Below are 14266 nucleotides of genomic sequence, written 5' to 3' on the forward strand. Positions count from 1 at the left end.
AGGCTACTTCTTTGGATTGTTCAATCTGGTTTGGAGAGTAGGGAGACTAATTTGGTTGCTGATGATAACACCAACAACGGCGGACGGGGTGGCTAGGAGAATGGTAAAAGATGTGGGAGCATCTCTTGTGGGTGCCCTTGGTAGTAGCTGCAGGTTATTGCGTCAGAACCGTTGGAGACAAGGCATGCCTTGTCTCTACATTGCCAAACAGAAGAGAACAGACAATTCTAATGTTGTCCTCCCGTCCGCAGGACGATACAGGCATTGCACCGGCTCCAATACAAGAAAGAACCATGCCGGGAGGCGGAGGTTGGGCGCATGCGTAACCCAACCTCCGGCGAGCGCAGGCAGTGGCTTCTCCAACAGCAATGGCCTACGTCTACTATGCAACAGAGGACGGCAGCGGGGTGTCACAACAACTGAAGAAAAGACTGTCCGAGCGTCAGCGAGTTTCTTTTCTTCTTGATTCTTTTGGTTACTTTTCTCATCAAGGAGAAAAGTGACATACGCGGGCAGACCGCGACTGCAGTCAAAGAGTTAGAAGAAAGTTAATAGGAAGTAACTACCTCCAAAGTGGTTTTGAGGCTAGCGCCTCACTGCAGTTGCAAACTGCAGCCCATGGTAGGTCCAAGTCTCAGAATTGAACCAGAGAAAGAGAGGGTTAGAAGAGAAAGAGAGGGTTAGAAAACAGAAAAGAGAGGGAGAAAAGTAAACACTCCACTCCCACCTTTTAAAATGCCGCCTTTTCTAAAATCCTACTAGCTATTAAGCTTAAGCACTCTTCGTTTCAGCAGTATTCTCCGGAAAAGACGCCAAAAACTCCTGGCGCGCTTGCTCCAGAGCCGTCATGAGGCGGGTGCGTTGCTCCAGCAGGCTGTGCAGCACAGTAGACCGCTTGGAAAACAACGAGAAGAAAATCCAATTACTCCGCGCGATTTGGATGCGGTGCCAGTAGTGCAGCACAAAGAAGCCGGTCACGGGCAAAGCCACCAGATACGCTACCAGCGCCCAACCCGAGAGGCCCAGCCAGGCATGCACCGCCCAACCAATCAAGGCATAGAAAATGGGAAAGGTGAACATACCAATGGTCATCATGATGGGCGCGTAGAACTCTATGTCCTTGGTGAGCATGCGGGCGATCTTGGCGGGCAAGAGGTACGGCAGGTAATTGTGTACCACCCCAAAAAGGTAGAAAGGAAACCCAAAGAACAGGTAAAGAATGGTCTGCACCGTTCCCCAGGCCACCTCCCGGCGATTAGGAATGCGCTTAAAGGCATCGGGGACCAGGCCTACGCTTTCCAGGTGCTGCAGGTAATCCTGCAGTTCAGAGCGCAGAGAATGGATGCGCTCCGGCTGGCGGGCCTCAAAGTATTTGATGCTCTGCAGAATGCCCTTGGTGATGAGAAAACGCTCCTCGGGCTCAGAGGGGGCCAGGTCCAGCTCCTTCACCAGTTTGTCCTGGTACACGGCTTCTACCTGGCGGGCCAAGGCATCTTCCTCGTCGGTCTCGGTGTGGATGACCAGCGCTTCCAGGCGTTCCTTGATTTCATCGGTGAGGGCGTGCGAGGCTTTGAAGGGATCATCGGCGTACGCCGCTTGGAAATCTTTGACATGGATGGGCTCGCCCACGTTCACAAACACATCGCTGCGAAAACGCGACGGGTCTGAGTAGTTCACGCCCACCGGAATAATGCGCAGGCCCAGGTTAAAACCGTGCTGGCTTTCGGCGCCCAGGCCAATGCGGGCGGTGCCGGTTTTCAGCGGACGCAGGCGGCGCTGCATGAAACTGTTGCCCTCGGGGAAAACCATGAGCGTGCCGCCTTTGCCCAGAAACTCGTAGCATTTGGAGAACGTGGCATCGTTCTGGGCGGTGCCGCCGTCGCCCACGTCTTCGCGGCGGTACACCGGAATCATGAACAGTCTATGGAAAAGCCACCCCTGGATGCCCGGTTTAAAGAAACTGCTCTTGGCCAGGAAGTAGATGTTCTGCTTCATGAGCGAGGCCGTCACAATGGGGTCCATGAGCGTGTTGGGGTGGTTGGAGACCACTATGAGCGGACCCTCAGAAAACAGCAGGTGCCGGTTGTTCACCGTGAAACGCCTGAAGAAAACGCGCAACGCTATCCTGAAAAGGGTCTTAAGCAGAAAGTACAGCATAGAGGCTCTGGATTAAGGAAGGAAGCTACGCATTTTCAAATCGATTTCAGAAAAAGCGCCTTAAAATAGCGCGGCTCCGCCGATGCTTCCGGTCCTTGGGCGTTTACGGCCCGTTTTCCTGAAAGTATGCCGAAAGCAGATTTATCCTGAGAACTTTCTCTTAAGCGGGCAGCAGGTCACAGAACCAGAAACCGGTGTCATAAGGCGCAGGCTTTTCCGCAAAGCAATCGTCTTCCTGCGTCTGGGCGGCGGGCGCGTAGCTTCTGAACACCACCTCCCCCAACTGCACCGGCACCGGCCGCCGGAAGTTGGGGCCGTCATAGACAAAGGAGTGGTACTCGCCGTTCTCTCCGCAGGGGTCTACGTGGGCGGGCAGGTCCCGCACGAAAACCTCGTTTAGGTCGCGGCCGGCGAAGGAGGCGTCCAGGTGCTTGCCGTTGACGCAGACGACCTTGGCCTTGAAACCCGCCCGCCAGAACTCCTCCAGCAAAGCCATGGGCTGCTCGCCCCACAGCGGAAACGCCGCTTCAATCCCCACCTGGGTTAACTGCTCCTCCCGGTACTGCCGCAAATCCTCCAGGTAAATATCCCCGAAGATGCCGTGCGTGACGCCATCATTTTTGAACTGGGTCCAGGCCTGGGCCACGGCTTGGTTGTAAAGCGGCATGCTGGCGCCCTCGGGCAGGTAGAGCGGCTGCCAGGGCAGTCCCAGGGCGTTGGCCTGCGCCTGCATGAGTTCCTCGCGCACGCCGTGCATGGTCACGCGCGCGTGCGTTTGGCTTACGGTGGTGAAGAGGGCGTGCAAGGAAAAGGTTTGCTGCTGCTGTATTCTGTGCAAAGCCAGCGCGGAGTCTTTGCCGCCGCTCCAGTTGAAAATGGCAAGGGGTTTCATGTCCGCAAGGTACAGCTTCTGGCGGGCCGTTTTCAAGGTCTTTGCCAAAAATCGGGCATAAAACGGCAGGCTTTTCCTAAGCAGATTGGCTGTCAGCAAACTACAGGAAGGGCGGCTCGTTCCTTTAAATAAGACAATACGCCCGTGCAGAAGAATTCTAAAAAAGCGACCTTCCGTGTCTAGAAATGACTAAATTTGGAAAGCAAGCAGAAAAACTGCTCCCCCTCTAGCTACATGCCTACGAACCGAAGATGATCATGACTTTCTTTGAGGAAATAAACAGTGATTTCTCTACCGGGGTGGCCTTCAAGAACGTCAACCTCAAGAAGAAAGTCATCTCCTATTTCGCTACCAGGGGGAACGCCACCATTGCCGAGCTGAGCAAGGAACTGAACGTGAGTGTGCCCAAGATCACCAGCCTTTTGAATGACCTCATCCAAGACGGACTGGTGCAGGACCACGGCAAAGTGGACTCCACGGGCGGCCGCAAACCCAACGTGTACGGTCTGGCGCCAGAATCTGCCTTCTTTCTGGGAATTGACGTGAAAACGTCCCACATCAACATCGGGCTCACCGATTTCCAGAAAAACCTCATCTCAGACTTTGAGAGCTACCCCTACAAGCTGGCCAACGACAAGGAATCATTGGACGAGCTGTGCCACATCATCAACAACTTCATCTCTGAGCTGCCTATTCCCAAGGAGAAGATTCTGGGCATTGGCATCAACCTCTCGGGGCGCATTAACTACGCCAAAGGCTACAACTACAACCTCTTTGATTTCCATGACGCACCGCTGAGCAAGATCATTGAAAAGGAGATTGGCATTAAGGTGTTCTTGGAGAACGATTCGCGAGCGATGGCCTACGGCGAGTTCTGCTCTGGCGTGGTGGAGGGCGAGAAAGACGTGTTGTTCCTGAACCTGGACTACGGCATTGGCATGGGCATGATCCTCAACAACCAGCTGTTCTATGGCAAGTCTGGCTACTCCGGGGAGTTTGGCCACATTCCGCTGTTCCAGAACGAGAAGATGTGCAAGTGCGGCAAGAAAGGCTGCCTGGAGACCGAGGCCTCGGGCTGGGCTCTGGTGGAGATGTTCAGGGACAGCATGCTGGCCGGCGCCTCCACCATCATCACGCAGAACAACCTTCAGCCGGAGGATCTGCAACTGGAAGACATCATCAACGCCGCCCACAATGACGATGTGCTGGCCATTGAACTCATCGCCAAGATTGGCGACAAAATCGGCCGCGGCATTGCACTGCTCATCAACGTCTTCAACCCTGAGTTGGTGGTGCTGGGCGGCAGCCTGGCCTCTACCGAGGACTACATCCTATTGCCCATCAAAAGCGCCATCAAACGCTACTCCCTGAGCCTGGTGAACAACGATACGCAACTCAAAGTCTCCAAACTAGGCGAGAAAGCCGGCGTGATTGGGGCCTGTCTTTTAGTGCGCCACCGGTACCTGGCGCTGGAACATAATTAAACCGCTTTAGCTAATTTCTGAGATAGCAGATAGTTTGTGAGCTAGTTGAACCGTTGGCGCGAGCTTGCAGCTCGTGTCCGCACGCATTGCTGAACTACTACTTTTGCTTTGTCATCCTGTGGTCACCCTTATTTGTCATCCTGAAAGGATCTTGTGAGCGAACGGTAGTAGCCTTTGCTCAAGCGCTTTTCTAGGGTGCCCACAAGATCTTTCCAAGATGACAAGCGAGGTTAAGGATGACTGGAGAGCTTGAATTGAGTCTACTCAGGAATGCGTGCGGACACGAGCTGCAAGTTCGCGCCAGCGACCTGTAGAATCCTTTCTTCTCTTAAAAAGGAAAGCCCCGTTTCAGGCCTGATTTTAGAAAACAGGGCTAAAACGGGGCTTCTATAATTCTTGGAGTTCTTTCTGAAAGTTTACCACGCCGAGGAGGCCCACAGCCACAGGTACTCGGCTACTTTCCAGAGGCCCCAAAGCAGCAGCCCGAACAAAATCAGGAAGGCGATGAGCACCCCGATGATGAAACCGGTGCCTTTGCCCTGGTACTTGCCTTCCTGGTAGTGGCGCCGCAGCAGGTTCACGTTCTTCTGATTCGCCTTGTACCCGAAGTCAAAGAGCCAGCCCACAATGGGGATACTCCCTATCACGGCATCCAGGAAAATGTTGAAGAGCATTCTTACCACCAGCGCCCGGCTGGCCCCGTGCTTGGCCATGGTCATGACCAGCACCCCAGACATGGCAAAAGAGGAAAGATCGCCCACCACGGGCAGCAAACCCATGATAGGGTCCAGCCCGAACCGGAACTTGGTTCCCGGTAGCACAAACTGGTTATCCAATAGCCTGGAGATAGACTCTACCCACTTCAGGCGTTCATCAACGGGGGTAACAGGCGGGGTTGTCTGGTTCATAATCTTGGGGATTTCTCCTTCATACGCAGAAACAGGCGCTAAGATTACGTTTAGCTTTGCAGCTGCAACATGCCCTCTAACCGGGCCTTGACATCGGGCCACTCCCGGTCAATGACACTGAGAATCACAGAGTCGCGCACGCGGCCTTCTGAGGTGACCATGTGGTTGCGCAGAATGCCCTCCTCACGAGCCCCTATGCGCCGCATGGCCTGTCGGGAGCGCTCGTTCAGCACATCGGTTTTCAAAGTAACCCTGATGCAGCCCAAGTCTTCAAAGGCGTGCCGAAGCAACAGGTACTTGGCCTCGGTGTTCACGCCGGTGCGCTGCCAGGCAGGCACCAGCCAGGTCCAGCCAATCTCCAGGCCCTTGTTGGTCACGTCAATGTTGCCAAAGCGGGTGCTGCCCATCAGTTCTCCGGTGGTGGGGTGTTGGTAGACAAAAGGCAGAGCCGTGCCGGCTTCCTGGGTTTTAAGGGCCGTCTGCACGTAAGCCGCCATGTCCTCGGGGGTACGCAGCACGTGCAGACTCAACCGCCAAAGGTCTTCCACCAAACCAACCCGGCTCAGTTCTGGGATATCGCTTTCCTGCAGGGGCCGCAGCCACACATGCTTTCCTTTAAGGGTGACCGGAGCGGGAGTTTTCATGGCCAGCTTTTCTGGTGAGTTCTGGTCTCCAAGTTAACAGACTTTGGGTAAACGTTCCCTTTTTGCTGCTCAGAAAATCGCTTTCTAGGCGTCTCTGTTGTATTTAAAGCTTCTCCTTTGGTCACCCCTAACCTCCTACTTCCATCTTGGAAAGATCTTTTGGGCAAGCTGGAAAGGCTTTGGCTCGTACAGCATTACCGTCCGCCCACCAGATCCTTTCAGGATGAAAAAAGGGGCAGAACTGTTCCTTCAGAAGGAAAGAAATCCAAGTCTGTTTAAGGCTGGCTTTAAATAAAACAGCCCCTAAACGGAAATCCGTTTAGGGGCTGTTTTCAGAGAATCAGGTTAGAAACGCTTAGAGCGCACCTTCAGCGGCGCTGCCGCCTTGCAGGAACGGATAGCGGTAATCTACCGGCGGCACAAACGTTTCTTTGATGGTACGGGCGCTGGTCCAACGCAGCAGGTTCAGCATGGAACCGGCTTTGTCGTTGGTACCCGAGGCACGGGAACCACCAAACGGCTGCTGCCCAACCACGGCACCGGTAGGTTTGTCGTTGATGTAGAAGTTACCGGCCGCGTGGCTCAGTTTCTTTGTGGCCAGTTCCACGGCGTAGCGGTCATTGGAGAAAATAGCCCCTGTCAATCCGTACGGCGAGGTGGTATCTACTATTTCCAGAATCTCCTCAAACTTATCGGCATCGTACACGTGCAGCGTCAACACCGGCCCGAAGAGCTCTTCGCACATGGTCACGTATTGCGGGTCTTGCGCCACAATCAAGGTAGGCTCAATAAAGTATCCCTTGCTCTTGTCATGGTTACCGCCGGAGATGATCTCTACCTGGTCATCGTTCTTGGCGGCATCAATGTACTTGGCCAGTTTATCAAAGGATTTCTCGTCAATCACGGCGTTGATGAAGTTCCCGAAGTCCTGCGGATCACCCATTTTCAGGGATTTCAGGTCTTCCACCACGTGGCCTTTCACCTCTTCCCAGATGTTGCTAGGAATGTAAGCACGGGAAGCCGCGGAGCATTTCTGCCCCTGGTATTCAAACGCACCACGGGTGATAGCCACAGCTACCTCCTTGGCGTTCGCCGATTTATGCGCCACAATGAAGTCCTTGCCGCCGGTCTCGCCCACAATGCGCGGGTAACCACGGTACGAGTTGATGTTCTCGCCAATGGTTTTCCAGATATTGTTGAACACCCCGGTGCTACCCGTGAAGTGAATACCCGCAAACTGACGGTGCTTGAAGATGACCTCGCCGGCTTCTGGTCCATCCACATACACCAGGTTGATCACGCCATCTGGCAAGCCAGCGGCTTTGAACAGCTCCATGATCACATGGGCCGAGTACACCTGGGTGTTGGCGGGCTTCCATACTACCACATTGCCCATCATGGCCGGAGCGGCACACAGGTTGGCGGCAATGGAAGTGAAGTTGAACGGCGTCAAGGCGAACACAAAACCCTCCAGTGGACGATGCTCCAGACGGTTCCACATGCCCGGCATAGACTCCGGCTGCATTTTGTAGATATCCGTCATGTACTTCACGTTGAAACGGAAGAAGTCAATCATCTCGCAGGCCGCGTCAATCTCGGCCTGGAACGCGTTCTTAGACTGACCCAACATGGTAGCGGCGTTCATGCGTGCCCGGAAAGGTCCGGCCAACAGATCGGCGGCTTTCAGGAAGATGGCGGCGCGGCTTTCCCAGGGCATGTGGGCCCATTGCTCGCGGGCGGCCAGGGCGGCGTCAATGGCCTGCTGCACGTGGCTGGCGTTACCGTAGTGGTAATTCCCGATGACGCGCTGGTGGTCATGCGGAGGGGCTACGGGCATTAAGTTGCCGGTGCGCACTTCCTCGCTCCCAATGTACATGGGAATATCCAATTGCTGCTCGCGCAGCGTATTATAGGCATTGAGTAGTTCTTCTCTTTCTTTGCTGCCGGGCGCGTAGCCCTTTACAGGCTCGTTTACCGGGATGGGGACATTGAAAAATCCGTTGGCCATATGGTTATTTAGTTAATTTCTACACTGATGATAAACAAAGGTAAGGCTTATAAGTAAAAAAGGCTAACGCGTGACAGGTAGCGCCTCCCCCCTCCAACCTGCCACGGAGAATGGTTTCCTTTCCACTTTATCCAAAACGACGATGGCACCCAAAGACCTTTTCTCCACCCAGGCCGGCCTGTACAAGAAGTTCCGGCCCACGTACCCACCAGCCCTGTACCAGCATCTGCGCTCCCTACTGCCAACGCACGAACTAGCCTGGGACTGCGGCACCGGCAACGGACAAGTAGCCATGGAACTGGCCAAGTTTTTCACCCACGTGCACGCCACCGACATCAGTGAGCAGCAGCTTTCCAAAGCGCCCGCCTCAGAACGCATCACCTACCAAAAAATGCCCGCAGAGCACACTACTTTCCCGGATAACTCCTTTGACCTGATCACCGTAGGACAGGCCGTGCATTGGTTTGAGTTGGAGAAGTTCTACCAGGAGGTGAACCGGGTAGCCAAGCCCGGAGCTATTCTGGCCCTTTGGGGATACGGCCTGCTCTCCATCTCCCCGGAGATAGACGCGCCTTTCTACCGTTTCTACTCCGAGACCGTGGGCCCGTACTGGGATTTTGAACGCAGCTACGTGGACCAAGCCTATGCCAACCTGCCGTTCCCGTTCCAGGAGGAACCCGCTTTCTCCGGCGCCATTACCACCACTTGGTCCTTACCAGATTTTGAAGGCTACCTGAACTCCTGGTCCAGCGTGCAGTCCTACATCCGGCAGAACGGAGAGAACCCGGTAGAGAAACTGATGGAGCAGATGAGAAAGATTTGGCCCGAAACTGAGCAAAAAGAAGTACGATTCCCCATCTTCAGCCGGATAGGTCGGGTTAAAAAGTAAACCTGTTTAAAGCCCAATTTTAGAAAATTGGGTCTTAAACAGGTTTATGTAATTCTTGTAATGACTAATCACGCGGGGCCTGAAGCTTTCGCCGTTGTTGGTGTTATCACCAACAACCTAAACTGCGCTGAAACAAAAGGGCAACCACAAGAGATTGCCCCTACAAGTTCTTGCCAAAAGGCTCAGGACTCTCGACTCAGAACTAAGGACTGTCTTCTACACGTCAAACAAAAAGAACGGCATCGCGAAGCCGGCTTTCTGCAGGATGGGTTTGGCTACGTTGTAGACCTTTACTCCTTTTGGGGTCTCTCCTTCCAGGGTGCCTACGTGGGCGTGTCCGTGGAAGCAGGCCAGCACGTTCTGGCGGTCCAGGGGCTCAGCCAGGCGCGAGCAACCTAAAAACGGATGGATGGCTTCGGGCTCCCCTTCTACGGTGGCTTTGATGGGCGCATAATGCAGCACGGCTATTTTCTTCACCCCGGGGTACTCGGTATCCAGGCGCGAGAGACCAGCCTCCAGTTTGAGGGCTTCATCTACGGCTTCCTGCACGAAGGCTTTGTTGCTTACCTCACCGAACATGGAGAGCATGTACTTGTCAAAACCGCCGCCAAAACCTTTCACGCCCGCAAACCCCACGTTCTTCACCACCACAGCGTCCCCGTCCAGGAAATGCACGTTGTCGCGGATAAGGCAGGTGCGGATGGCTTCGTGCTCGTCTTTGTCATGGTCGTGGTTGCCCAGCACGCAGACTACTGGAATGGTGCAGGCCCGCATTTCCTCTGCCAGCACCTCGGCCTCTTTCGTGTAGCCATGATCGGTGAGGTCGCCGCAGAGCAGCAGAATCTCGGCCTGTTCAGAGGCGGCTTTGAAAAAATCCACCCATTTGCCTTTGTCCGTTTCCCGCACGTGAATATCGCCCACGGCGGCAATTCTTACCGGTTTGGTTGTCACGGGGGTAGGATCAGGTTGGCCAGTGGCTTGGGGCTGTAAAGGTTGAACGGGCTGCGGCGCAACGAAGGTCTGCGGTTGTTGTTCCATTTTCAAAATTACGGATTGTTGATTGCTGATTGTCAGCATCCTGTACAGGTAAACCCAGCAAGTCCTGACAATCAGCTAAAAACTAGATGGTCATGATGGTCATGGCTTTGAAGCCCCACTCGGTAACGGCCGGGGCGTATTGGGTTTGGTCTATGAGCAGGCCGCGGCACACTTTCTCGGTAGGCGGCGGCATGTCAAACTGCTCTTTGGCGCGCAGCAACAGCTCATCAAACAACCAGCGCGGAATGATGTCCCGCTCAGAGGGGTACACAAACTGGAAGGACAGCAGTTGCATCAAGACCAGTTGCCAGTGCTGCTCCAGGGTCTGCAGAATGCGTTCCCAGTCCATGTGCTCGCCGTGGCGCAAAATGAGGTGGTTCAGGTCTGAGCCATCGTAGCGCTCGCGGTTCTGCACGTAAATCTTGCAGCGGAACAGGTCCTCAGCGGAGATGTACTTCACGGGCACGCCAAACTCCGTTCCGTCTGGGGCTCTCCGGAACCAGCCGTCGTTCACGGGCATGTTGTTGCCGGGGTTGTTGAAGATGAAGTCTACGTATTTGCCTTCTTTGAAAGCCTTGGCCAGCCAACGGGCATCCACCAGCTCGGTTTTGAAGCCTTCATCGTTGAAGATCTTGAGCAACCGCGGGCAATCGCCGGCCTTGCAGAACACGTCCATGTCTTTCATGGCACGCTGCATGCCGGTGTACTGCCGAAGGGCAAAACCGCCGCCCATTAAGAAGGGCAATCCGCTCTCATGCAGCATTTTTAGGGCTTGCGGGTAAAATTCCTGGGCCACCTCTGGGGCCATATCATCCAATTCCATAGTAATATCAGTGCTGAAAGGTTCAAAGATGCCCGCCTGTTTAGGCGCTTCGCCCACCGTCCTGCTCACAGACAGCCAGAAGCCGACCCTGGGATAGAAACAGTGGGTATAGCATTTACTGAATCCTTTGAAAAATGTTATCTCCTAAGCGCCACAACTAGCCAGAAAGCAGAAAATCTCTGTTTTTAGGCCATTTTACAGAAATCGGCTCCTAAACTTCCTGCTTGCGGTTCAGGCAAGCCTGCGTAAGTTTGGGCTTTAAACCAACGCAGGAACACGTGATGTCTGGAAATAAATTGAAATATATCTTGGTGGCAGTCTTCGCCGCGCTCATGGTCTGGTTTGTCAAGGATGCCTTCACCCAGCCCGGCGTGCAAGACCTTTCCGGTGACTTTGAGGAAGTGGCCCTCTACCGAAACGAGAACAACACCGGTCCCATCCAGCGCATCTACGCCGTCACCGCCTCAGACAGCCTCTGGGACCAGATGCAGCAGTACGGCGATTTCATGCCCCATACCAAATACGGCACCACCAAAGTCTACTTCTTTCTGGAAGGACAGCCCACGCCTAAACAGGTCTTCCCCGGAGCCCAGAACTTTGACGCACAGTTCCAGCCCCATTGCCTGGCCAAATACGAGAAAGACGCCATGGGGCAGGTGAGCCTGGTAAAGCGGCCGTTTGCAAGGTAATTGATTTAAGATTTAACCTTCCAAGAACAACCAAATAGAGATACCCATCACCGCATTCTAAGCGCAGACTCTCCCCTTGAGGGGAGCGCAGAGGGGTGTTTACACCTGCGAACATACGTTGCGTAAAAGGCAATATGCCTAACAAAATAGTCCCTTACCGGCCTGACCTAAAAGAAAAGGCAAAGCACCTGCGCAAGAACAGCACCTTGTCGGAAATCCTCCTGTGGGAAGAAATCAAAGACAGAAGGTTAGGGTATCAGTTCCACCGGCAGGTGCCCATGCTTCAGTACATCGTGGACTTTTACAGCCATGAGTTGGGACTAGCCATTGAAGTGGACGGTGACAGCCACGACCATAAAGTAGCTTATGACCAAAGGAGAGAGCAGGAACTGAAAGCGTATGGAGTGACCATCCTCAGGTTTGAGGATATTGACGTGAAGCGACGGCTGGCCTATGTAGTGCAGGAAATCTATTGCTGGATTGAGGATTACAAGAACAAGCAAAAGTAACTCTCCTGTGTAAACACCCCTCTGCGCTCCCCTCAAGGGGAGAGTCTACGCTGATGAAACGTCATTCGGTCACCGACTGAAAAGAACAGTCTTCTTACAGTATAGAGAGATATTTAGAATATTCTCTCTTACCAGATTTTCTATTTCGGCCTTAGTTTCCCAAAACAGCCGAGAAACGCCCTGCTCTTTGCACTAAACCAAGAACCTGTTCCAGCCTCACTCTTTCCGTTGCGGATTCGATTTAGAAACCTTTAACTTTGTAGAGCGATGGAGAATTTTGTTGTATCTGCTAGGAAATACCGCCCAACTACGTTTGATAGCGTGGTGGGGCAGCACCATATTACCACTACTTTAAAGAACGCGATCAGCAGCAACCACCTGGCGCAGGCGTTCCTGTTCTGCGGCCCTAGGGGCGTGGGCAAGACCACGTGCGCGCGGATTCTGGCCAAGACCATCAACTGCCAGAACATCACGCCGGAGGTAGAGGCCTGCAACGTGTGTGATTCCTGCAAGAGCTTCAACAACAACAGCTCGTTCAACGTGCACGAGCTGGATGCCGCGTCTAACAACTCGGTAGAAGACATAAGAAACCTGGTGGAGCAGGTGCGGTATGCGCCGCAAACGGGCAAGTACAAAATCTACATCATAGATGAGGTGCACATGCTCTCCAACTCGGCCTTCAACGCGTTTCTGAAGACCCTGGAGGAGCCGCCGGCCTACGCCATTTTCATTCTGGCCACCACCGAGCGCCACAAGATCATCCCTACCATTCTCTCGCGCTGCCAGATCTTTGACTTCAACCGCATCCGGATTGAGGACATGGTGCAGCACCTGGGCCGCATTGCCCAGAAAGAGGAAATCAAAGCCGATGACGATGCCCTGCACCTGATCTCGCAGAAAGCCGACGGTGCCTTGCGCGATGCCTTATCGATCTTCGACCAGATGGTGACCTTCTCGGGCCATCACCTCACCTACAAGGCTACCGTGCAGAACCTGCACATCCTGGACTACGACTATTACTTCCGCCTGACGGAATACCTGCTTACCCAGAACCTGAGCGGTACCTTGCTGCTTTATGACGAGATTCTGAAAAACGGCTTTGATTCGCACAATTTCGTGCTGGGCATTGGCGAGCATTTCAGAAGCCTTTTGGTGTGCAAAGACTCGGTGACGGTTCAGCTGCTACAAGTATCAGACAACATCAAGGCCCGCTACGCACAGCAAGCGCAAGAAGCCTCGTTGAGCTTCTTGCTATCAGGCTTGAACCTGGTGGGCAGCTGTGATCAGAACTTCAAAGCGGCTAAGAACCAGCGGTTGCACGTGGAACTGCTGCTCATGAAACTGGCCCACCTGCCGCACGCCTTGCAGCTTGCCTCAGACCTCTCTGTGAACGGAGAGGTCAAAAAAAAAACTAATGGAAGTTCCGTCGTAGGAGCGCAGAACGGATCGGCTTCGGTTGGTGCTCCGGCAACTCCGGCCCCGGCGCCTGCTCCAGCTAGCGCCCCGTTGGTCCCAGCACCGGCAGCACCGGTTTCGGCCCCTTCTGCGAAAAACGGCTCAGAAACACACCACAACACCGCCCCCTCAGACATGGACGCGGGTGAAGATCCGGTGTTTGACACCTACCCGGCCCAGGCACCTTCTCCGGTTCCTTCCATGGCGCCGCCCCTGCCCGCTCCGGCTCCAGCAGCCCCGGCCCGACCTATTGCTTCTCCTCTGGCCAGCCGGAAACTCTCCAAACTGCCCAGCCTGAAGAACATTGAGGAACAGGTAGCAGCCTCGGCTGCGCCGATGGTGGAAGTCTTGGAAGAGGAGAATGAGGCCTACGTGCCCGGCTCACTGCCCACCATCAACGAGCACAAACTGCAGCAGCTCTGGAAACTGTATGTGGACCGCGTGAAGCACACCGACCGCACCCTGGAGTACACCATCCTGAACCGCGAGTGGTACTTTGACGCCGAGAAGGCCGAAGTGCACCTGCAGGTGGAAAACGAAGTACAGGTAGCCGAGTTCAACAGCTTCAAACCGGAGTTCCTGTTGTATCTGCGTCAGGCGCTGGGCCACAACCGCCTGCAAGTGCACATTGACGTGGTGCAGCAGGTAAGTGGACGTAAGCTCTACACCTCGCAGGACAAGTACAACTACCTGGCAGATCTATACCCAGCCCTCAAAGACCTGAAAAACCGCCTGGGCCTGGATACCGATTTTTAACTTTCCGCTTTCTT

Annotated in this window: 12 protein-coding genes; 5 read left to right on the forward strand and 7 right to left on the reverse strand. The window is 54.2% G+C overall.

Features of this window, described 5'->3' with window-relative positions; all coding sequences use genetic code 11:
* Positions 1-771: 771 nt before the first annotated feature.
* Both FOA19_RS03400 and FOA19_RS03405 read right to left on the reverse strand, forming a co-directional pair.
* Positions 772-2157, reverse strand: a complete 1386-nt coding sequence (locus tag FOA19_RS03400; RefSeq protein WP_149089378.1) for a lysophospholipid acyltransferase family protein — start codon at positions 2155-2157, stop codon at positions 772-774.
* 160 nt (positions 2158-2317) lie between these two features.
* On the reverse strand, positions 2318-3049 hold the full coding sequence (locus FOA19_RS03405; RefSeq protein ID WP_149089379.1) for an adenine nucleotide alpha hydrolase: 732 nt from the start codon (positions 3047-3049) through the stop codon (positions 2318-2320).
* 251 nt (positions 3050-3300) lie between these two features.
* On the opposite strand from FOA19_RS03405, the gene FOA19_RS03410 reads away from it, so the two are divergent.
* Positions 3301-4533 carry an ROK family transcriptional regulator gene (locus FOA19_RS03410; protein ID WP_223808712.1) on the forward strand — a complete coding sequence of 411 codons (1233 nt, stop codon included), beginning with the start codon at positions 3301-3303 and terminating at the stop codon, positions 4531-4533.
* A gap of 416 nt (positions 4534-4949) precedes the next feature.
* On the opposite strand, the gene FOA19_RS03415 is transcribed toward FOA19_RS03410, so the two are convergent.
* From FOA19_RS03415 to pruA, 3 genes are all read right to left on the reverse strand, one after another.
* On the reverse strand, positions 4950-5441 hold the full coding sequence (locus FOA19_RS03415; protein ID WP_149089380.1) for a DUF4112 domain-containing protein: 492 nt from the start codon (positions 5439-5441) through the stop codon (positions 4950-4952).
* A gap of 50 nt (positions 5442-5491) precedes the next feature.
* A complete protein-coding gene (locus tag FOA19_RS03420) occupies positions 5492-6085 on the reverse strand; it encodes a GNAT family N-acetyltransferase (protein ID WP_149089381.1) in 594 nt (197 codons plus the stop codon).
* 355 nt (positions 6086-6440) lie between these two features.
* A complete protein-coding gene (pruA, locus tag FOA19_RS03425; protein ID WP_149089382.1) occupies positions 6441-8093 on the reverse strand; it encodes an L-glutamate gamma-semialdehyde dehydrogenase in 1653 nt (550 codons plus the stop codon).
* 142 nt (positions 8094-8235) lie between these two features.
* Between pruA and FOA19_RS03430 the strand changes: the two genes are divergently transcribed.
* Positions 8236-8982 (forward strand): class I SAM-dependent methyltransferase, encoded by a 747-nt coding sequence (locus FOA19_RS03430; RefSeq protein ID WP_149089383.1) that lies wholly within the window; start codon positions 8236-8238, stop codon positions 8980-8982.
* A 216-nt stretch (positions 8983-9198) separates the two neighbouring features.
* Here the strand turns inward: FOA19_RS03430 and FOA19_RS03435 are convergent, their stop codons facing one another.
* Together FOA19_RS03435 and FOA19_RS03440 are read right to left on the reverse strand one after the other, a co-directional pair.
* Entirely contained in the window at positions 9199-10020 is an 822-nt protein-coding gene (locus FOA19_RS03435) for a metallophosphoesterase family protein (protein ID WP_149089384.1), read from the reverse strand.
* An 82-nt stretch (positions 10021-10102) separates the two neighbouring features.
* Positions 10103-10912 (reverse strand): nucleotidyltransferase, encoded by an 810-nt coding sequence (locus FOA19_RS03440; protein WP_223808713.1) that lies wholly within the window; start codon positions 10910-10912, stop codon positions 10103-10105.
* A 182-nt stretch (positions 10913-11094) separates the two neighbouring features.
* Between FOA19_RS03440 and FOA19_RS03445 the strand changes: the two genes are divergently transcribed.
* The 3 genes from FOA19_RS03445 to FOA19_RS03455 all read left to right on the forward strand — a co-directional run bounded on the left by FOA19_RS03445 (position 11095) and on the right by FOA19_RS03455 (position 14252).
* Positions 11095-11532 carry a hypothetical protein gene (locus FOA19_RS03445; RefSeq protein WP_317132016.1) on the forward strand — a complete coding sequence of 146 codons (438 nt, stop codon included), beginning with the start codon at positions 11095-11097 and terminating at the stop codon, positions 11530-11532.
* 134 nt (positions 11533-11666) lie between these two features.
* Positions 11667-12041, forward strand: coding sequence for an endonuclease domain-containing protein (locus FOA19_RS03450; RefSeq protein WP_149089386.1), 375 nt, complete (start codon positions 11667-11669; stop codon positions 12039-12041).
* A gap of 267 nt (positions 12042-12308) precedes the next feature.
* Positions 12309-14252 (forward strand): DNA polymerase III subunit gamma/tau, encoded by a 1944-nt coding sequence (locus FOA19_RS03455; RefSeq protein ID WP_149089387.1) that lies wholly within the window; start codon positions 12309-12311, stop codon positions 14250-14252.
* Positions 14253-14266 lie beyond the last annotated feature (14 nt).

It is taken from the genome of Rufibacter hautae (assembly GCF_008271695.1).
Taxonomy (GTDB): Bacteria; Bacteroidota; Bacteroidia; order Cytophagales; family Hymenobacteraceae; genus Nibribacter; species Nibribacter hautae.

Coding starts and splice junctions, on each gene's coding strand:
- FOA19_RS03400 (WP_149089378.1), bottom strand. CDS start 2,157: ATGCTGTACTTTCTGCTTAAGACCCTTTTCAGGATAGCGTTGCGCGTT.
- FOA19_RS03415 (WP_149089380.1), bottom strand. CDS start 5,441: ATGAACCAGACAACCCCGCCTGTTACCCCCGTTGATGAACGCCTGAAG.
- pruA (WP_149089382.1), bottom strand. CDS start 8,093: ATGGCCAACGGATTTTTCAATGTCCCCATCCCGGTAAACGAGCCTGTA.
- FOA19_RS03455 (WP_149089387.1), top strand. CDS start 12,309: ATGGAGAATTTTGTTGTATCTGCTAGGAAATACCGCCCAACTACGTTT.
- FOA19_RS03405 (WP_149089379.1), bottom strand. CDS start 3,049: ATGAAACCCCTTGCCATTTTCAACTGGAGCGGCGGCAAAGACTCCGCG.
- FOA19_RS03420 (WP_149089381.1), bottom strand. CDS start 6,085: ATGAAAACTCCCGCTCCGGTCACCCTTAAAGGAAAGCATGTGTGGCTG.
- FOA19_RS03450 (WP_149089386.1), top strand. CDS start 11,667: ATGCCTAACAAAATAGTCCCTTACCGGCCTGACCTAAAAGAAAAGGCA.
- FOA19_RS03430 (WP_149089383.1), top strand. CDS start 8,236: ATGGCACCCAAAGACCTTTTCTCCACCCAGGCCGGCCTGTACAAGAAG.
- FOA19_RS03435 (WP_149089384.1), bottom strand. CDS start 10,020: ATGGAACAACAACCGCAGACCTTCGTTGCGCCGCAGCCCGTTCAACCT.
- FOA19_RS03410 (WP_223808712.1), top strand. CDS start 3,301: ATGATCATGACTTTCTTTGAGGAAATAAACAGTGATTTCTCTACCGGG.